General features: G+C 67.4%; 13 protein-coding genes, 1 tRNA gene and 1 riboswitch. Of the genes, 7 read left to right on the top strand and 7 right to left on the bottom strand.

Annotated features, from left to right (window positions below; translation table 11 throughout):
• Window positions 1–62: 62 nt before the first annotated feature.
• The gene (locus tag HRU76_03295) at window positions 63–1367 is read right to left on the bottom strand and encodes a DUF5005 domain-containing protein (protein ID QOJ16673.1); all 1305 of its coding nucleotides are present in this window, start codon (window positions 1365–1367) and stop codon (window positions 63–65) included.
• Between the two features lie 87 nt (window positions 1368–1454).
• Between HRU76_03295 and rarD the strand changes: the two genes are divergently transcribed.
• Complete coding sequence (gene rarD / locus HRU76_03290; protein QOJ16672.1) at window positions 1455–2444, top strand: EamA family transporter RarD; 990 nt, start codon at window positions 1455–1457, stop codon at window positions 2442–2444.
• A 91-nt stretch (window positions 2445–2535) separates the two neighbouring features.
• Here the strand turns inward: rarD and HRU76_03285 are convergent, their stop codons facing one another.
• Entirely contained in the window at window positions 2536–3303 is a 768-nt protein-coding gene (locus HRU76_03285; protein QOJ16671.1) for a PEP-CTERM sorting domain-containing protein, read from the bottom strand.
• A gap of 225 nt (window positions 3304–3528) precedes the next feature.
• Between HRU76_03285 and HRU76_03280 the strand changes: the two genes are divergently transcribed.
• Window positions 3529–3813 (top strand): peptidylprolyl isomerase, encoded by a 285-nt coding sequence (locus HRU76_03280; protein ID QOJ16670.1) that lies wholly within the window; start codon window positions 3529–3531, stop codon window positions 3811–3813.
• A 22-nt stretch (window positions 3814–3835) separates the two neighbouring features.
• Here HRU76_03280 and HRU76_03275 read toward each other — a convergent pair whose 3' ends face one another.
• Window positions 3836–5227 carry a 3-deoxy-7-phosphoheptulonate synthase class II gene (locus HRU76_03275; GenBank protein QOJ16669.1) on the bottom strand — a complete coding sequence of 464 codons (1392 nt, stop codon included), beginning with the start codon at window positions 5225–5227 and terminating at the stop codon, window positions 3836–3838.
• A 79-nt stretch (window positions 5228–5306) separates the two neighbouring features.
• A complete protein-coding gene (locus HRU76_03270; GenBank protein ID QOJ19076.1) occupies window positions 5307–6311 on the bottom strand; it encodes an acyl-CoA desaturase in 1005 nt (334 codons plus the stop codon).
• A 409-nt stretch (window positions 6312–6720) separates the two neighbouring features.
• Here HRU76_03270 and ppk1 point away from each other — a divergent pair, with 409 nt between their 5' ends.
• Complete coding sequence (gene ppk1 / locus HRU76_03265) at window positions 6721–8991, top strand: polyphosphate kinase 1 (GenBank protein QOJ16668.1); 2271 nt, start codon at window positions 6721–6723, stop codon at window positions 8989–8991.
• 229 nt (window positions 8992–9220) lie between these two features.
• Complete coding sequence (locus tag HRU76_03260) at window positions 9221–10753, top strand: adenosylhomocysteinase (protein QOJ19075.1); 1533 nt, start codon at window positions 9221–9223, stop codon at window positions 10751–10753.
• A gap of 502 nt (window positions 10754–11255) precedes the next feature.
• Here HRU76_03260 and HRU76_03255 read toward each other — a convergent pair.
• The 3 genes from HRU76_03255 to HRU76_03245 all read right to left on the bottom strand — a co-directional run bounded on the left by HRU76_03255 (window position 11256) and on the right by HRU76_03245 (window position 15555).
• Window positions 11256–13445, bottom strand: coding sequence for a glutamine synthetase III (locus tag HRU76_03255; GenBank protein ID QOJ16667.1), 2190 nt, complete (start codon window positions 13443–13445; stop codon window positions 11256–11258).
• A gap of 267 nt (window positions 13446–13712) precedes the next feature.
• Window positions 13713–14615, bottom strand: a complete 903-nt coding sequence (locus tag HRU76_03250; GenBank protein ID QOJ16666.1) for a type II secretion system protein — start codon at window positions 14613–14615, stop codon at window positions 13713–13715.
• 109 nt (window positions 14616–14724) lie between these two features.
• Window positions 14725–15555, bottom strand: coding sequence for a hypothetical protein (locus HRU76_03245; GenBank protein QOJ16665.1), 831 nt, complete (start codon window positions 15553–15555; stop codon window positions 14725–14727).
• 146 nt (window positions 15556–15701) lie between these two features.
• Window positions 15702–15951: riboswitch (cobalamin riboswitch) on the bottom strand.
• 270 nt (window positions 15952–16221) lie between these two features.
• Here HRU76_03245 and HRU76_03240 point away from each other — a divergent pair.
• From HRU76_03240 to queA, 3 genes are all read left to right on the top strand, one after another.
• Window positions 16222–18357, top strand: coding sequence for a hypothetical protein (locus HRU76_03240; GenBank protein QOJ16664.1), 2136 nt, complete (start codon window positions 16222–16224; stop codon window positions 18355–18357).
• A gap of 160 nt (window positions 18358–18517) precedes the next feature.
• A tRNA-Thr gene (locus HRU76_03235) sits at window positions 18518–18590 on the top strand.
• 115 nt (window positions 18591–18705) lie between these two features.
• Window positions 18706–19830 carry a tRNA preQ1(34) S-adenosylmethionine ribosyltransferase-isomerase QueA gene (gene queA, locus HRU76_03230; protein QOJ16663.1) on the top strand — a complete coding sequence of 375 codons (1125 nt, stop codon included), beginning with the start codon at window positions 18706–18708 and terminating at the stop codon, window positions 19828–19830.
• The last annotated feature ends 90 nt before the right edge of the window (window positions 19831–19920 follow it).

Below are 19920 nucleotides of genomic sequence, written 5' to 3'. Positions count from 1 at the left end.
ACGGTGGTTTCGCGTAGCGCCGCGACCGTCACGGAGCGGTCCCGGTGGCGGAGGGGCGACGATCACTCCAAACCCGGCGGCGTCGGCAGCATGGCGTGCGGAACCCGGATGAAGCGTGGGCGATAGAGCGATGCATCGCGGAAGATCTGCCCGAAGTCCGTCGAGTTGATCACGTACGACACGAGCACCTCGCCCGGGCGCGACAGGTGGATGTGCCCCTTGGCGGCGTAGGTCAGCAGCCGCCCGTCACGGGCCGGGTCGGGCACCTCGAAGATGGGCTTCGGCTCTGACCAAGGGCCGGTCGGCGCGGGGGCGGCTCGCGCCATGATGCGCCGACCCAGCATCGGTTCGCTGTGGATCAGCATCAGGTCGCGACGGCCCTCGCGCTCCAGCCATTGGATCGTGAACTCGTCGGGAATGCCTTGCAGCACGGGCGCCGCGGACTTCGGATCATCGGACCAGACCGAACCGTCGAAGAACGACCAGGATTCGGGCAGGCCGAGCGTGGCGGCGGACGATCGGGCGACGAGCAGCCCCCGGTCCCCGTTCTCAAGGGAGCGGACGCCGAAGATGTAGAAGTCGATCGCGGACGGGACGCCTGCGACACTATCTTCGGCCCCAGGCGGGACGGTTGCGCCACGGTGCGCGGGGATGATCGCCGCGCCCCAGTCGTCGCTGGCGCGCTTCGGCTCACCATGCATCGGCTGGGATTGAACGATCGGGTTGATGCGCTGCGTCGCGCGCCACGCGGTGGGCGGATCCGCGGGGTTGTCAATCGTGATGATCACGCCGCCCACGCGTCGGAAGTTCCACATGCCGTCCGGGTTGCCGCTCGGTCCGACGGCGGTGGCGAAGAGGATGAGCCGCGCCCCCGGCGCCGGGTCGTCAGGCACGGGTGTGTCCGGCGCCGGGCGCTGATCCGGCGCGTCCAGTGCCGGCACGATCGCGGCATCCCCCATCAGCCAGTACCACGTGCCCTCGGGCCACAATCCCGGCTGCGGCGCGGCCCATCCGGCAGGGGGGAGATCGCCCCACGGTTCCGGCGGGGCGAAATCGATCGAGGCCGGCGGCTCGCCACCTTCGGGCGTGGTGTGCCAGCCCACCGCGCCGCGCGTGAACTTCGATTCGCCGCCGACCCGCGCGCCTTCTCGCACCGGGCCGAAGATCGAGTCGCCGAAGAGCCAGAGCGTGCGCCCGTCGCCCAGGTCGATGGAGTGCCCGATGTCGCCCGCGTTCCAGCCGCTTTCGCGGGTGAAGATCGCGTCCCACGCCGGATCATTCGCGACGCGATCATCCGATGGTGTGCGCACGACCATCGCGGCGAGGGCGGCCAGAATCATCGCCGCGCCTCGGTTTCGTTTCGACATGCGGAGCGGCATGATGAACGATATGGCGGGAGCAGGTTGCCGGCGCGGCGCGCTGGTCGGCGCCGGATACCGGCGTATCCTTGGCCCGTGTCCACCGCTCCGGGCGCTCCCGCATCCGCTTCCGTTGACGCACCATCCGCAACGCCGTCGCCGGTCGCCTTCCCGGGCGGCGGCGTTGGTGAGGCGGACGAGGCGGCGCACGCCCGGCGCGAAGCCCGCGTCGGACTGCTTTACGGTCTGGGGGCGTACGGCTGGTGGGGCGTGGCGCCGCTGTACTTTCACCTGCTCACGCACGTGCCCGCGCTGACGGTGCTGTGTCACCGCATCGTGTGGAGCGTGGTGTTTCTCGGGCTGATCCTGCTGGCGCAGCGACGGTGGAGCGAGGTCGCCGCCGTGCTGCGCGACCGGCGCACGCTGGGCTGGCTGGCGATCTCGGCGGGGTTGATCTCGGTCAACTGGTTCGTGTTCATCTACTCCGTGGAGACGGGACGCGTGGTGCAGGCCAGTCTGGGGTACTACATCAACCCGCTGATCACCGTGCTGCTGGGCTGGACGCTGCTGCGCGAGCGGCTGCGACCGTGGCAGTGGGTGAGCGTCGCCCTGGCGACGATCGGCGTGGGCGTGGCGGCGACCGGCGCGGGCGGGCTGCCGTGGATCGCGCTCACGCTGGCGGTGTCCTTCGCGCTCTACGGCTTGCTGCGCAAGACGGTGCGCGTCGGCCCGATGATCGGGCTGTTCGTGGAGACGACCATGCTGATGGGGCCGGCGATGCTGCTCATCATCCGCGGGCTGATGAGCGGCGATGGTCCGCCGTCCGTGGGCACGACCGGGCTGCTGATGACGGCGGGGGTCATCACCGCGCTGCCGCTGCTGTGGTTCGTGGCGGCGGCCAGGCGGCTGACGCTCACGACCATCGGGTTTCTGCAGTACATCGCGCCGAGCATGCAACTGGTGATGGCGGTGGGGTTCCTGGGTGAGGCGCTGGACGCGCGTCGCGTGATCACCTTCGGATTCATCTGGGCCGCGCTGGCGGTGTTCAGCGTGGATTCGATGAGGCGGAGCGGGGCGTCAAGGTGAGAGGCGCGTGGCACGCGCTGATCGGAGCGCAAGACAGCGCCCCGTTCCATGAACGGGGCGCTGCAACGCAGCGTCAGGTTGAACCAGCCGCTCAGCGACGACGACGACGGGCCGAAACCAGCCCGGCGAGACCGAGCATCGCCAGCGCGCCGGGGGCGGGAATGGCCATCTGGAACTCGGCGCCCCAGTTGTTCGAGGCCAGACCGTTCACCACCACCGTTTGAAGGAACGTGCCGGTCTTGGTGAACTGGTGGATGTTGTTGGAGCCGTTGTTCACGTACCAGAGGGTGTCGGTGCTGGGCTCCCACGCCAGGCAGCCGCGCCCGCGCCCGTGCGCGAACGAACTGAGCAGCTGGCCGCCGGTGGTGTAGTTGTAAATGTTGGTGTTGTCTGAGATCCACAGGGTGTTGCTGTTCATGTCGTACGTGATTCCGACAAGGTCTGAACCCTGCACGGAAAACAGCGCCACCTGATTGCCGAACTGGCCGTCAGTTCGCCACACGGTGGCGTTGCCGCTGAAGGCGTTGCCCAGCATGTAGTTGTTCACGCCGTCCGTTCCGGCATCCACCGCGTTGCGCGCGGTGTAGGCGGACGTGTTGCCGGTGGCGTTCCCGGCGAGGTCGTACTCGCGGGCGGGAATGCTGGCGCTGTAGTCGCCGATCCAGACCGTGTTGCGCACCACGATCGGGTACCCGCGGACATACGTGGTCTTGATGGTGGCGTTGCCGTTTTGCGCGATGGCCAGGCGCTGGCTGTCGCCGTCGGTGACGTAGAGCGCGCTGCTCTGAGCCAACGCGCTGCCGGAAGTCAGTGACGCCAAGCCGACGACGGCGCAGGTCGTGAGACGAAGATCCATCATTTCTCTCCTCTTTCTGGTTCGAGCCGGCGGGTCGCCAGCCGTGTTTGCACATTGTACGACAGGATGCATGGACCGCCAGCGGAAAGTGGAACGTGTGAGAGTGATTTCGCGGCTTGGAACTCGTCGATAGTCCTATAACTCCAGCACCGCGGCTTCGACTGTGGCGATCGGCCTCAATATCATGCTTGGCCCAGTGCGATGCCCCTTCTTCCCGAAAGGCCCCCCATGCCATCCGCCCGCGCCAGCCACATTCTCGTTCCGGATCAGGCGAGGGCCCAGGAACTCAAGACGCAGATCGAGAGCGGCGCGGACTTCGCGGAACTGGCGAAGAAGCATTCGAAGTGCCCGTCCGGTCGCGAGGGCGGTTCGCTCGGCACCTTCGCCAAGGGACGCATGGTGGCTGAGTTCGACAAGGTCATCTTCAGCGACCTGCCGATCGGCCAGGTGTCCGATCCCGTCAAGACGCAGTTCGGCTACCACCTGATCGTGGTGCATCAGCGGATGAACTGAATCACGGCGGTCATCGAGCGGCTCATGTGGAGCGACGCGGAACCGTCGCCCCGCCATTCGCCCGCCGCGCGATCAGCATGGCCATCTCCAGCGCCTGCTCGTAGTTCAGCCGCGGGTCCACCTGGCTTCGGTACGACCGGCCCAGGTCGTCATCATTGATGCCCCGCGCCCCGCCGGTGCATTCGGTGACGTTCTCACCGGTCACCTCGACGTGGACGCCGCCCAGGTAGGTGCCGGCCCTGGCGTGAATCTCAAAGGCCTGCTCCAGTTCGGCCAGGATGTGCTCGAACTTGCGTGTCTTGTAGCCCGAGGCGGCCTTCTGCGTGTTGCCGTGCATCGGGTCGCACACCCAGAGCACGGCGCGGCCGGCGCTCTTCACGGCTTCCAGCAACGGCGGCAGTTCGCGGGCGATGCGGTGCGCCCCCAGCCGGTGAATGATCGTCAGCTTCCCCGGCTCGTTGCGCGGATTGAGCGCGTCGATCAGCGACAACAGTTCTTCGCCCGTGCAGGGCGAACCGACCTTCACCGCCACCGGGTTGGCGATGCCGCGGAAGTACTCGACATGCGCTCCGCCGAGGTCGCGCGTGCGGTTGCCGATCCACGGGAAGTGCGTGGACAGGTTGTACCACCCCTCGCGCCGAGGCACGCGGCGGGTGAGGGCCTGCTCCGCCGCCAGGTGCAGCCCCTCGTGGCTGGTGAAGAAGTCCACCCGGTTGATCTCCCCCACCGGCGCGCCGGCCAGCGTCTCCATGAAGCGCAGCGAGTCGCCGATCTGCTCCACCATGCGCTGGTACTCTGACGCAAGCGGCGAGTGGCGCACGAACTCCAGATCCCAGTACTCCGGGTGGTGCAGGTCGGCGAAGCCGCCGTCGATCAGGGCGCGAATGAAGTTGAGCGTGAGCGCGGCCCGCTCGTAGCCCCGCAGCAGCAGCGCGGGGTCGGGCGTGCGGTCCTGCCTGGTGAAGCCGGGGCGATTGATGTTGTCGCCGCGGAAGCAGGGCAGCGTCACGCCATCGCGCGTCTCGAACTCCTCGCTGCGCGGCTTGGCGTACTGCCCGGCGAAGCGCCCCACGCGGATCACCCGCTTCTTGGTGCCATGCACCAGCACCAGCGACATCTGCAGCAGAATCTTGAGTTTGCTGGCGATGGCGTCGGACGTGCAGGCCTCGAACGACTCGGCGCAGTCACCCCCCTGCAGCAGAAACCGCCGCCCCTGCTGGGCCTCGGCGATCTGACCCTTGAGGGTTTCGATCTCCCACGAGGTGACCAGGGGGGGCAGCGCGGCCAGGTGCGCCAGCGCCTGCTCCAGCGCGGCGGCGTCCGGATACGACGGCTGCTGCGCCGCGGGCCTGGTTCGCCAGGATGAGGGGGACCAGTCGGTCACGGGGGTTCCTGAAGGAGAGCGAGAGCGCACGCAATCGATTCGTGCAAGAAGCACGGCGCACGGTTCGCGCTCGGTACTGCTGATAGTACGATACCCTCGCTTCGGTCGCTCAATGCCCGCGCATCCGCTCCACCGCCGGTACCGGCACCGGCGTTGGCGAGTCCGATCGACCCATCTCGCGCAGCCAGCGGTAATGCGACCGAACCCCCGCCATGAACGTCGGGTGCTCGGAATAGCGCACGCCGAAGTCGCGGCAGGTCTGCTCCACGATCGGGGCCAGCGCGGGGAAGTTCACGTGGCAGATGCGGGGCAGCAGGTGGTGCTCGATCTGGTAGTTCAGCCCGCCCAGCAGCCACGACGCGAGGCGGCTGCGGCGCGCGAAGTCCACCGTGCTCTCCACCTGGTGGATCGCCCAGGCGTTTTCGATGCGGTTGGCGTCGTTGGGCACGACGAACGCGGCCTCTTCCACGGTGTGGGCCAGTTGAAAGACCACGCTGAGCGTGATGCCCACCACCATGCCCGCCGCGCCGTAGTAGATCAGCACCACCCACCACGGGTGGAAGATCATCGGAACGCCAAGCGCCAGGGTCAGGAAGAACACCTTGCCGCCCAGGAAGATGACCAGATCCCAGCCGCGCGGACGCGGGATGCGGTGATCACCCACGCGACCGCGGATCACGTCCACATAGTCGCCGAAGAGCTGCCAGCGGAGAGCCATCAGCCCGTAGAGCGGCCAGATGTAGAAGTGCTGCCAGCGATGAAACGTCAGTCGCTTCTGGTGGGGTGTGACGCGCCCGAGGAATCCCAGGTCGATGTCCGAGTCATGCCCCGTGATGTTGACGTAGGTGTGATGCAGCACGCCATGCTGGTAGTGCCACAGGTACGAGCTGCCGCCGATCAGGTCAAGCGTCATGGCCGCGAGCCGGTTGATCCATCCGCAGCTGGAGTAGGCCTCGTGCCCGCCGTCGTGCTGGACGTTCAGTCCGATTCCCGCGGTCACGAATCCCAGCAGGATCGCCAGCGGCAGCGCCTGCCACCACGCGGTGGCGAAGAAGACCAGCATCACGTACGACAGGACAAAAAGTCCGGCCAGGATGAAGGTCTTGAGGTACATCTGCGGGCAGTCGCGCCGCGGACGTCCGGTGCGTGTGAAATACTCATCCACGCGCCGGCGCAGTTCGACCTGAAAGGCGTTGGGGCCGGTGAACTTGAGGGCGCTGGAGTGAGCGGGAGTTGGGGATGGTGAAATCGTTGCCGCGGCCGTCTGATTCATGAAGGTTCCCGGTCAGCGTGACGCCGAGAAGATGGTGGGGTCGTCGGGAGTGAGGAATCCTCGACGCCGCCCGCTGCCGGACACCGGGGAATGCCGCCACGATGGTAGGCGGTCCGCGGCGCACGACATCCCGGCATCGCGGATCTCCCGACGCATCGTGCGTCGCCATCGCGCTGTTTTTGCGCGATCTGAGCGCCGCAAGGCGGGCCGCCTTGACTGCCGGGTCTAAAGTTTCGATGAAGGGAGAGCCATGTCCCCCATCGATCAGACACCCCTGTCGGCGGTGAACGGCGTCCGCGCGGACGCCGCTTCGCCGGACGCCCACGCGGAGCGACTGACCGGCGATGGACGGCCCATCGAACGGGCGGCGGTCGCGCCCGAGGGCGCGACGCTGGCCGAGGGCGGGCCGCGATTCCTCAACCGCGAGGTTCAGTGGCTGGAGTTCAACGAGCGCGTGCTGGCGCAGGCGATGGACGAGCGTCTGCCGTTGCTGGAGCGGGTGCGCTTTCTCGCCATCTTCTCCAGCAACCTCGACGAGTTCTTCATGAAGCGCGTGGGCGGTCTGCGGCGGCAGGTGGCCTCAGGCGTGCAGATCCTGTCGTACGAGGGCGACAGTCCCAAGGCGATTCTTGACGCCATCCGACAGCGCGTGCTGCCGATGATCGACAAGCAGGCCCGCTGCTACCGCAAGCAGATTCTCCCGGCCCTGGAGGGGGCGGGCATCCAGCTCATCGCCTACAAGGACGCCACGGAGAAGGAGCGCCGTGAACTCGACCGCTGGTTCCAGCAGCAGGTGTTTCCCATTCTCACTCCGCTGGCGGTGGACAAAGGGCATCGCTTTCCGTTCATCTCGAATCTGAGCGTCTCGCTGGGCGTGATGCTGCGCCGTCCGGGCGACGCCGAGCAGCTCTTCGCCCGCGTGAAAGTGCCCGAGGCGGTGAACCAGTGGTACCGGCTGGAGGGGACGAGCCGCTTCGTGCTGCTGCGTGACGTGATCGAGAACAACCTGGCCGAGCTCTTCCCCGGCATGGAGATTCTCAGCGTGCTGCCCTTCCGCGTGACGCGCAACGCGGACGTGGAAGGGGATGACGAGGACGCCGCCGACCTGCTCGACCAGATCCGCAATCAGCTGCGCGAGCGCCGCTTCGCCCGCGTGGTGCGTCTGCAGATCGGGCGCAAGCCGCCCCGCGAACTGCTCGACTTCCTGTGCGAGGAACTGGAGATCGGCCCGGACGACATCTACGAGTCCAAGGGTCTGTTCAACTACGGCACGCTCAACGAGATCGCCGACCTCGACCTGCCGGAGCATCATTTCGCGCCGTGGACCCCGGTCATTCCGCCCCGGCTGGCGGCCCGTGATCGCGACATCTTCTCCGCGATCCGCGAGGGCGACATCCTGCTGCATCACCCGTACGAGTCGTTCGACGCCAGCGTGGAGCGGTTCATCGAGGAGGCGGCCAGCGACCCCAGCGTCATCTGCATCAAGCAGGCCCTGTACCGAACCAGCGGCGACAGCCCGTTCGTGCATGAACTGATCCGCGCCGCCGAGAAGGGCAAGCAGGTGGCGGTGCTGGTGGAGCTGCGGGCCCGGTTCGACGAGGAGCGCAACATCGAATGGGCCCGGCGGCTCGAGGACGCCGGCGTCCATGTGGCGTACGGCGTCGTGGGGCTCAAGACTCACACCAAGATCGCCATGGTCGTGAGGCGCGAGGGAAGGACGCTGCGCACCTACGCCCACATCGGCACGGGCAACTACCACTCGCGCACCGCGCGGCTCTACGACGACTTCGGGCTGCTCACCTGCGATCCCGTCATCTGCGAGGACGTGATCGACCTGTTCAACTTCATGACGGGCCGGTCGATGCACCAGGGCTACCGCAAGCTGCTGGTGGCGCCGCACTCGATGAAGAGGCAGTTTCTGCGGCTGATCGAACGCGAGATCGAGCATCAGCGATCGGGCGTCGGGGGACGCATCATCGCCAAGATGAATCAGCTCCAGGACCGCGAGGTCATCGAGGCCCTCTACCGCGCCAGCGGCGAGGGCGTCGTCATCGACCTCATCGTACGCGGCTTCTGCACGCTGCGCCCGTGCGTCAGGGGCATGAGCGACAACATCCGGGTCATCTCGGTCATCGGGCGATTCCTCGAGCACAGCCGCATCTTCTGGTTCCGCAACGGCAAGGACGACCCGCTGGAAGGCGACTTCTACATCGGCTCAGCGGACTGGATGTACCGCAATCTGCACACGCGCGTCGAGGCCGCCGCCCCCGTCGAGCCACGCGCTTTGCGCACCAAGCTCATGGAGACGCTGCTCGTCTGCCTGACGGACCAGAGGCAGGCGTGGGACATGCACCCGGATGGGTCGTACGTGCGCCGCGAGCCCCCTGCGGGCATGCCGCTCGACGCGCCCGAGGCGGTGGGCACGCACCAGCGGCTGATGGACCTGACGCGTGAGGCGATGCGGGCCGAGCAGAACCGTCGCAACGCTGAACTGGCGGTGACGGGTGATGACGGCCCGTGAATGTCGCGGCGTCCGCACGGGTGATGCCGTGCGTTCTTCTCATGCGCCATCGAACACGATGCCGGGACGGCAAGAACCTTGACCGCGTTTCGCGGCCCGTTATACTCTATTCGTTCATCCGGATGAACGGATGAACATGACGCCGCTTTCCAACCGGAGCAACCCCGTGACCACCTCCGCCCCTGCCCGTCCCGTCTCGAACCCCGCCAGGTCCGCCTCGGGCGCCTTCATGGACACAGGCCTGCCGCTCTTTTCCAACCTGCCGTTCAAGGTGGCGGATCTGTCGGCCAAGACGGTCGCCTTCGGCCGCAAGGAGATCGAACTGGCCGAGCACGAGATGCCGGGCCTGATGGCGCTGCGCGAGAAGTACCGGAAGACCCAGCCGCTCAAGGGGGCGCGTATCTCCGGCTCGCTGCATATGACCATCCAGACCGCGGTGCTGATCGAGACGCTGGTCGATCTGGGCGCGCAGGTGCGCTGGGCGTCGTGCAACATTTTCTCGACCCAGGATCATGCCGCGGCCGCGGTGGCGGTCGGCCCCAGGGGCACCGTGGAGAAGCCCCAGGGCGTGGCCGTCTTCGCGTGGAAAGGCGAGACGCTGCCCGAGTACTGGTGGTGTACGTTCCAGGCGCTGAACTGGCCGGTTTCCGGGGGCGGGGCGGGCGTCAGTGGCGAAGGCGTCTCGCCTGCGGCCTACCAAGGCCCCACCATGATCCTCGACGACGGCGGCGACGCCACGCTCCTTGTCCACAAGGGTCTCGAAGGCAACCGCACCGGGAAACTCGACTCGCCCGACTCCACCGACAACGAGGAGTTCAGGTGCGTGCTCTCGCTGCTCAACCAGTTGCAGCAGCAGGACAAGTCCTACTGGAAGCACGCGGCCAAGGACATCATCGGCGTGAGCGAGGAGACCACCACCGGCGTGCATCGTCTCTACGAAATGCAGAAGCAGGGCACGCTGCTCTTCCCGGCCATCAACGTCAACGACTCGGTCACCAAGAGCAAGTTCGACAACATCTACGGCTGCCGCCACTCGCTGCCCGACGGCATCATGCGGGCCACAGACGTGATGATCGCGGGCAAGAAGGTGGTGATCCTGGGCTATGGCGACGTGGGCAAGGGCTGCGCCGAGGCCATGAAGGGCTGCGGCGCCCGCGTATACGTGACCGAGATCGATCCCATCTGCGCCCTGCAGGCGTGCATGCAGGGGTACGAGGTGGTGACGCTCGAGGACGTGATCGACAAGGCGGACATCTTCATCACCGCCACCGGCAACTTCAACATCATCACCGCCGAACACATGAAGCGGATGAAGGACAAGGCCATCGTCGGCAACATCGGGCACTTCGACAACGAGATCGACATGGCCGGGCTGGCCAAGGTGCCGGGCATCAAGCGCATCACCGTGAAGCCGCAGACGGACGAGTGGGTGTTTCCGCCCAGCGCCGCTCGCCCCCAGGGCCATTCGGTCATCATCCTGGCCGAGGGACGTCTGCTGAACCTCGGTTGCGCCACGGGGCACCCGTCGTTCGTGATGAGCGCCTCGTTCTCCAACCAGGTGTTGGCCCAGATCGAGCTGCACACCAACCACGCCGCCTACGAGAAGAAGGTCTACACCCTGCCCAAGAAGCTGGATGAGGAAGTGGCGCGGCTGCACCTGGAGAAACTCGGCGCCCGGCTTACGAAACTCAGTCAGGAGCAGGCCAGGTACATCGGCGTGGCGGTCGAGGGGCCGTACAAGCCGGACCACTACCGGTATTGACGCCGGTTCCTCGTGGGCGTCACGGCTTCCATCCGTGATGAGTTCGCGCGAGAATTTCACGAATCGCTGGTCGAGCCATCGCGGAACGTCAATGGCTGCGGGATGAAATATCCCGGCGATGCGATGGTCAGGCCATTCACTCGCGGCGGCCTCATCGGAGAGGGAGAAGGGCGACCCGCACGGGCAACCGCGCGGGTCGTCTCCTGAGGGGCCGGTGGGCGAGGCGCCCGGCCGGTACGTCACCAATGTGTCGGGACGCTCCGAGGTGGCGGGGGTGTTGGCCAACGGGCGGTTCTTTCACCCGGCGGCGGGTAGGAAACGGGGCGAGGGAGACTGTCGCATGGCTGGCGGACGGCCCAGTTGAGATCATTCGCCCTCGCCGGTCTCGCACTGTTTTCGCCTCCGTTGAGGCGGGTCAGACGACCGCAGGCGAGACGCCCGCGCCCCGGGCGCGCCGCACCCATTGCTGCCTGATGCCCGGTAGCGAACGCCTCCGCGGCATTCACTTCACAAACAGCATCTCGTCGTAGGTGGGCAGGGGCCAGAGGTCGCGGGGGATGTGGGCTTCGAGCCGATCCGATGCCTCGCGTGCCTTCACCATGGCGGGCACGAGATGGTCGCGGATGTGCTCGGCGTGCTTGACCACGTTGGCCGCGTGCCTGGCTTCGGCGGCTTCGACCTGCCTGATGGCGTCCCGCAGGTCTGCGATCAGGCCGCTGACTTCATCCAGCAGTTCCTCTTCCGAGCGGGCGCTGCGCTCGGCGAGTTTCTTGCTGGCCACGGCGTCGGCGATCTCCGATTCGTAGCGCAGGGCGGCGGGCAGCACTTCCGTCCGCAGCATGGTGCAGAGGGTCTTGGCCTCGATCGACAACACCTTGTTGTAGCGCTCGTAGGCGATGTCGGTGCGTGCATGCAGCTCGCGCTTGTTCAGCACCCTGTAGTGCTCGAAGAGATGCTGCGCCTTGGGGTCGCGCAGGGCGGCCAGCGCGTCCGGCGTCGTCTTCAGGTTGGGCAGCCCGCGCTTGGCGGCTTCGGCGTGCCACTTCTCCGAGTAGTTGTCGCCGTCGAAGACGATGCGCTTGTGCTCCTTGACCAGTTCGCGCAGGTACTGCTTGGCGGCGGCGTGGACCTTCTCCGGGGTCGGATTCCTGCCGACGCGGTTTTCCAGCTCCGTGGCGATGGAATCGAGCGACTCGGCGATGATGGTGTTGAGCACCGTGATGGGCCATGCCACAGGCGCGCTGGAGCCCACGGCGCGGAACTCGAACTTGTTGCCCGTGAAGGCGAAGGGGCTGGTGCGGTTGCGGTCGCCCGAGTGGCGGGGGATCTGGGGCAGGGTGCGGGCGCCCAGGTCGAGGTTGCCCCCTCGCTTGGTCTTGCGCGGGTCGCCCTTCTCCACCTGCGCCAGGATGTCGGACAGCATGTCGCCCAGGTAGATGGAGATGATGGCGGGCGGGGCCTCGTTGGCGCCCAGCCGGTGGTCATTCCCGGGACTGGCGATGGCGGCCCGCAGCAGGTCGGCGTGACGATCGACGGCCCGCATCACCGCCGCCAGGAAGACCAGGAACTGGATGTTGGTGTGCGTTTCGTCCTGCGGGTCGAGCAGGTTGACGCCCGTGTCGGTGGCGATGGACCAGTTATTGTGCTTGCCCGAGCCGTTGACGCCGGCGAAGGGCTTCTCGTGCAGCAGGCAGACCAGCCCGAACTCGTCCGCCGTGCTTCGCAGCACGTGCATAGTGAGCATCTGGTGGTCGGTGGCGATGTTGGCGTCCTCGAAGATGGGAGCGATCTCGTACTGACCCGGCGCCACCTCGTTGTGGCGGGTCTTGACGGGCACGCCCAGGGCGTAGAGCCGCTTCTCCACCTCCTGCATGTAGCCCAGCACGCGGTCGGGGATGGAGCCGAAGTAGTGATCCTCCAGCGACTGACCCTTGGGCGGCTTGGCGCCGATGAGCGTGCGTCCGCACACGCGCAGGTCCAGCCGCTCGTTGTAAAATTTCTTGTCGATCAGGAAGTACTCCTGCTCGCAGCCCACGGTGGCGGTGACGCGCGACACGCCGTGGTGCGTGCCGAAGATCCGCAGGACGCGCAGGGCGTGGTGGCTGACGGCGTCCATCGAGCGCAGGAGCGGGATTTTCTTGTCCAGCGCCTCGCCCGTCCACGACGCGAAGGCGGTGGGGATGCACAGCGTCGAGCCGGACGGACCGCGCAGCAGGAAGGCCGGGCTGGTGGGATCCCACGCGGTGTACCCGCGGGCCTCGAAGGTCTCGCGGATGCCCCCCGAGGGGAAACTCGACGCGTCCGGCTCGCCCTGGATGAGTTCGCGCCCGGAGAACTCGGCGACGGCGTTGCCGTTGCCGTCCGGCTTGTAGAACGAGTCGTGCTTCTCCGCTGTCAGGCCAGTCAGCGGCTGGAACCAGTGGGTGTAATGCGTGGCGCCGTTCTCGATGGCCCAGTCCTTCATGGCGTTGGCCACGGTCTCGGCAAGTTCGGCATCGAGCGGAAGCCCCTGCGTGATGGTCTTCTGCAGCGCCTTGTACACGCTGCCGGGCAGTCGGGCGCGCATGACGCGGCCCGAGAACGTGTCGCGGCCGAAGAGATCGGAGGTCGTCTCCTTGCCGTTGGGCCCGTTGCCGTTCATGAATGGGACTTCCTTCACGTGGGTCGTGCCGTTGATGCGGGTCTGCACCATGGGTGGCCTCTGCGGGTGGGTTATGGTCGGGAGGCGGATGCAAGCAGCGTGGCGGCCCGATGACGGACCGCTCGAAGGGGCGGATGGGTCGCGTGGACTGTATGCGGGTCGGTCCGTGACTCAAGCCCGGGCAGGCCGCACACGACCTGGAACACCCGGGATTCCACGCTGAAACCGGGGGGTTTGGGCGTGATGGTCAGGTTATCAACAGGGCGAACGTGGGGTAGCGCGTTCGGCCGATGCGCAGGCGGGACGCCTGCGACACCGCTACCTGGGGTCATACGCCGAGTCGTCGTCCGACAGAAAGCCGTTCTTTGGGAAGTCCATGACGTCGCGCAGCAGGGTTTCGGTGGCGAAGCGTCCGCGAAAGGGGGTCGAGGTGCTGCCGATGTGACCATCGAGGTAAACGACGTTGGTCCGCCCGCCGGAGTGTCGGAAGGCCTGTCCGCCCGCGTAGCAGGCCTGAAGCGATCCCTCGACGGTGTTGCCGGGGGCGCGCATGAACTTGTTGGCGCCCTGTTTCCACGCCCCGTCGCCGAAGACAGCGGTGGTCTCCGTCTTGCGCCAGGCGCCGCGGGGCACGCCGGGGCGCACCCGCGCCCATCCGAGGTTGGGAAACGTGGCCTCGCCCGCGATGTAGGTCGTGTTGTAGTTGTACCCGGTGTACGGATCGGCCCCGAAGGTGCTGTCGAGGTGGCAGTCGGGGCACTGATGGATCTCGCCCACGTCGATGACGCCCTTCCACAGCACGCCGGGCGAGATCACGCCGCGCCGCGTCTGCTCGAAGTCCCATGCGATGGTGGTGAACTCTTCGCGGTTTTCGTAGCGTACCGCGACGGGGTAGCGCCCGTCGCTGCGGTTGGCGTACATCTCCGCCGCGGCGTGGAGCTGCCGCAGGTTCGACTGACAGGTGAGCGACCGGCTTGCTCCGCCCGCGCTGCTGAGCGCCGGCAGGAGCAGGCCGAACAGCAGCGCCACGATGCCGATGACGACGAGGAGTTCCAGGAGCGTGAACCCGAGGGAGGAGGATTCACCGCAGAGACGCGCCGTCCGCAGTGGGACAACGGAAGTCCAAGAGCATGAGCGGCAGGTCAGCGGATCGGCGACGCCATGCCTGATCACCGGTTTCGAGGATGGGTTGTCAGTCACCGATCGTCGTGTGATTCGCATGGTTCGTCCTCGTCCGCGGCCAGGTTGCCGGTTCCGACGCCATTTGCTCTGATTCCCGTCTTCGTCTCTGCGTGCTCCGCGCCTCTGCGGTGAGTGACCTCTTCACCGTTTACTGCGTGCGCCGTCGCCGCCGCGGCAGGCCGAGCAGGATCAGGACCGCCGCGCCGGGCGCGGGGATCGCGCGCACGTCGGCGAAGGCGTCGATCTCGATGCTGTCCGTTCCCTCGTTGAGCACGCGGACGTAGCGGATCCAGTTCAGGCCGACCGAATCGAGGTCGATGCCCGTGCCCCCGCCCGAGCCGTCGTAGAGGGCCAGCACCTCGGCGTAGGAGCGTCCCATGAAGTCGTTGAGCGTCAGGGCCGGATCAACGGGCCGGGTGAAGTCGGTCGGCAGCGTTCCCGGCTGATCGTCATAGGGTCCGCTGTCAAGGTAGCCCAGGGTCGGGAACATGTTGTCGGCGGTCACATTGGGCACGCGGAACCATGTCTTGCCATTCCGGCTGACTTCGATGACGCCGCCGTCGTTGCCGAACAGTCCGCCGACGACGCCGTTGGGCCAGTTGCTGTCGATGAAGCCGGTGTTGCCGAAGATGAGCAGGTCAATGCCCCAGGGGTTGCCGGGACTGTTGCGCACAGGGGTGTTGAAGCGGACGGTCAGGTGTCCGCCTGCTCCGATCGAGACGATCTCATCCTGCCCGAACGGCGGACTGAAGGGGCTGACGACGACAGGGAACAGCCCTTCGCCGGTGAAACGTTCTGGCGAGCCGAGCGTGGTGAAGGGGTTGTCGTATCCCTTGGCGCCGCCCTGGCCGGCATCGAACGAGACGACCACGTCGGCGAAGGGGTCGTCGCCGCACGGGCTGGCGACAGCCCGAGGCGCGTGCGGCAGGAGAATGATGAACGGAGCGACAGCACCAAGCGCGCAGAACAAGGTCCGCATAACCAGCGTCCTTCCTTTGTTTCGCCCTGATTCGCGCAGGACGGCTCCCGAGGCCGAACGGGACAAGCCCGAGCGAAGCGCACAACGAGGGGAGCAAGCCGGTGGGAGCAGGCCGGAACCGCCACGGTGGCGCCCGATCTCGCGCGGGCGACGGTGTCGGCTCGGGCAGGTCTTCCGGCTTCGGGTATGACCTCTCCCGCCTTCCCACCGACCCCGTTGCGGGGCGGGCAGTGGCGTCATGGGGAGGTTTTCGACCCGGCGACACCCGTCAAGAGGGGTGAAGCGGGCCAGTCCCGTTACGGCGGCGCGTCCGCGGCGGAGTTTCACCGCCTTCCCTTTTCATCCGTCCAGGGCGTGCCGGGCAGGCCGGCAGACGCCTGGATGTGATCGGACACCCGAGCCGGGGTGAGTGTATCGCCGGCAGGTCGGCATCGCAAGGGGCAGGGAGCGCCTTTGGCCTCAGGCGGCGGGAGTTGGCTTGAAAAGTGACTTCGCTTCACGGCTCAACTTCATTGACAGGCCGGGGGGATTCGGATAGATTCGGGCTTGTCCGAAGTCGCCAGCGATGGGCGGCGGGGGGTGTCGCTGTCGCATCGACCCGTTCGCGCCGACCGTCGTCGGCTGTCCGCCCGTCGCGGAACCCTCGTTCGCAGGAGCAGGATCAACATGAGTTTCTCGCATCGCACGCGGCTCGCCATTGCCTCGGCTGTCCTTGCCTCGGCTCTTCCGTGCGCGACGGTTCTGGCGTTGGACAACGCGCAGGATCTTCGCGACTTCGTGCATTACACGATGATTGCGAAGCCCGATCTGGCGAAGTCGCACCTGGAGCGTCTGCTCAAGTCGGGTATCACGGACGCCCAGTTGTCCGATCTCGTGCGCGAGACCATGTCGCGTGACCGTCTGGACGCGGCGCTGATGCGCGGCCGGGGGGTCTCCGGGCTGCGCGACATCGTGGCCGAGCTGGAGAGCCGCCTCGACGCCGGCGAGAAGAATCTGGCCCGCAACCCCGACCGCATCGCCGAGGCGATCGGCATGCTCAAGGGCACGCTGCGTCAGCGCACCATGGCCGAGGAGCGCCTGATCGAGGCGGGCGAGTTCGCCGTGCCCCAGCTGCTCAAGCAGGTGACGGACGGGACCGAGCCGGAGATCCGCCAGCGCTCGCTCGATCTGCTGGTGAAGCTCAGCCGCTTCGCCGTGATTCCGCTGAGCGAGGCGCTGGCCAAGCTGGATGCGCAGACGCAGGTGAAGATCTGCGACGTGCTGGGTCGCATCCGCCACACCGCCGCCGGCCCCTACCTGGCCGAACTGGCGACTGATCCCAACGCTTCCGCGGCGTCGCGGGAGGCGGCGTCCCGCGCCGCGGCGCAGTGCGGCGCGGGGGCCGGGTCGCTCAGCGGGCAGTACGCGGCCCTGGGGCGACGCTACTTCGATGAGGCCGCCTCATTGACCGCCTACCCCAACGAGGCCACCAACAATCTCTGGTCATTCGACTCCTTCGCCGGACTGGTCCCGCTCCCCGTGCCCACGCCCATTTTCGGCGAGGTGATGGCGATGCGGCTGTCCAAGAAGGCGCTTCAGCTGGATTCCAGCAACGGAGCCGCACTGGCCACCTTCATCGCCGCCAACCTGAAGCGCGAGAACGACCTGCCGGATGGCGAGACCGACCCATCCCCATTCGGCTCCAGCAAGTACAGCCCCGCGTTCTACGCCATGGGCGCCGGCCCGGCCGTCCTGCAGGACGTGCTGGCGCTGGCCATCGACAAGACGGACACGGCCCTGATCCGCGACGCGGTGGCGGCGCTGTCCAAGACCGCCGGCGCGGGCAACCTGTGGTCGGCCGGCGCCACGCGACGCCCGCTGATCGAGGCCCTGCAATACCCCGACCGGCGCGTGCGCTACGACGCGGCCATCGCCCTGGGCAAGGCCCTGCCGACCACCGGCTTCGCGGGCGACTTCGGCGTGGTGCCCCTGCTCGCCTCGGCCATCCGGGCGGCGGATACGACCTACGCCCTCGTCATCGCCGACAACGCCGAGGATCAGCGCCTCTACGCCAACTGGCTCGAGGCCCACGGCTACACCGTGGTGGCCCACGGCCCCACGCTGGCTGACACCGCGGCGCCTGTCGCCAGCGCGCCTGGCGTGGACGTGGTGGTGGTTCGTCACAACGCCGAGAACGCCGTCGCCGCCATGAACGCCCTGCGCGCCCTGACCAAGACCTCGGTGGCTCCCGTTCTGATGCTCACCACCACGCAGGAGCACGACGGCCTGCAGATGACCTACTCCAACGACCCCCGCATTCTCGTGCGCGTGGCGTCGATGGATGAGGCCGCCTTCGGCAACCTGCTGGACGAGGTCATGCTGCGCGGCTCCGGCGGGCGCATGAGCGAGGCCGACGCCATGGTCTACGCCATCGAGTCCATCGTCACGCTCCGCAACATCGCCATCTCCAACAGCCAGGTCTTCAACATCGCCGACGCCGAAACCTCCCTCATCGAGGCCCTGGGCGCCCGCACCGGCACCCTCAAGCATCAGGTGGCGGACGTGCTGGCCTACATCGGCAGCGACTCGGCCCAGCGGGCCTTGTTCGACGCCGCTCTCACGGCCTCCGATCGCGACCAGGTGGAGCTGCTCAACCGCGTGGCGGATTCCGCCAAGCGTCACGGCAACCGGGCCGAAGAACGCCACCTGAACCGTCTTGTCGAGCTCGTCAGGTCGGGCGGAGACGTCGGCGAGGCCGCCGCCCGCGTGCATGGCGCGCTCAACCTGTCGGCGGAGAACGTGGTGCGCGTCGTCGTGAACTGATTGGTGCAAGGGCGTCTCGCGTCCCTGGGATGGGAGAACCTCAGGGGACGGCTGAGGCGGCATTCCATCGCGGAGATCGGCTTCCGCCGGTCTCCGCGTTTTCTTTCGTCGCTCCCCGGCGTTGTCCATTCCCGGAGCCATGAATACGCTTCTGCCCTTCGCCACCCTAGCTCAGCCGGTAGAGCGGCGCTTTCGTAAAGCGCAGGTCACGGGTTCGAGTCCCGTGGGTGGCTTTCCGCGCGGGGGTTCCGGCGTCTCGGCCTCCGCCGGCCACGTTCGCACCGACCGGGTGGCGTCCGAGCATGGCCTGCCGCCGGCTCATGCCGTGATCCCGCGTCCCAATCGTTCATGCGACTTGAGGAACTGGACTACCACCTGCCGCCGGAGCGGATCGCCACGCGGCCCGTGGAGCCGCGCGACGCGGCTCGCCTGCTGGTGTATCGGCGTCAGTCCGACGCCGTCGAGCACGTCCGGGTGCGTGATCTGCCTTCCCTGCTGGGGCGCGATGCGCTGGTGGTCAACGATACGTCGGTGCTGCCCGCGCGACTGCTGGCGGTGCGACTGGACAGCGGCGGGCGCGTCGAGGGCCTCTTCCTCGGCGAGGCGGCTCCGGGGTCATGGTCGCTCATGCTCCGAAGCAACGGACGCCTCCGGCAGGGACTGCGCCTCGCCCTGATCGACCCGCGCCGCGGCGAGGCGACCACTCACCAACTGACCCTGTCGGCCCGCGATGGAGCCGTGTGGACAGCCGAGCTCTCCTCCGACCTTCCGACCGAGGGCGTGCTTGACCGGGTGGGCATGACGCCGCTCCCGCCGTACATTCTGCGGGCGCGAGCATCCGGCGGGGTGGACGGATCGGTTCCCGGGTCCGCCATCGGGGACGATCGAGACCGGGCGTGGTATCAGACCGTCTACGCCGAGATGTCCAAGCGTCGGAGCGTCGCCGCGCCGACCGCGGGGCTGCACTTCACGCCCGACCTGCTGACGGCGCTGTCGCGTCAGGGCGTGACGCGGCTGAGCGTCACGCTGCACGTGGGCGCCGGCACGTTCCAGCCGGTGTCCACCGAGCGCGTGGAGGATCACCCCATGCACCGGGAATGGTTCAGCGTGCCGCGAGCCACGCTGGAGGGGATCGCCCGCGTGCGGGCGGCGGGGGGGCGCGCCATCGCCGTCGGCACCACCGCCGTGCGGGCCCTGGAGTCGGCGGCTGGAGGCGACCCGTGCGTCGAGCTCGAGCCCCCGTCGCGGGATGCCGACGTGGTCGCGGGCGCGACCCGTCTGATGATCGCGCCGGGTTACGCATTCCGCCTGGTGGACGGCCTGATGACGAACTTCCACCTGCCCCGTTCGACCCTGCTGCTGCTGGTCGGCGCCATGGTCGGACTGGATCGGCTCAAGTCGCTTTACGCCGAGGCGATCGAGCGCGGCTACCGGTTCTACTCCTACGGCGATGCAATGCTGGTGCTGCCGTGATGGTGCCGCGCCGCGGTCGATCCGTTTTTCGCCTCGCGCCGCGACTCACTCCGATATCCTTCAGAACCGCCGGCGTCTGTGGACGCCTCG

This window comes from Phycisphaeraceae bacterium, from assembly GCA_015709595.1.
Taxonomy (GTDB): Bacteria; Planctomycetota; Phycisphaerae; order Phycisphaerales; family SM1A02; genus CAADGA01.
Note: the sequence above shows the minus strand (reverse complement) of the source record. Positions and strands in the feature narration are given on the sequence as shown.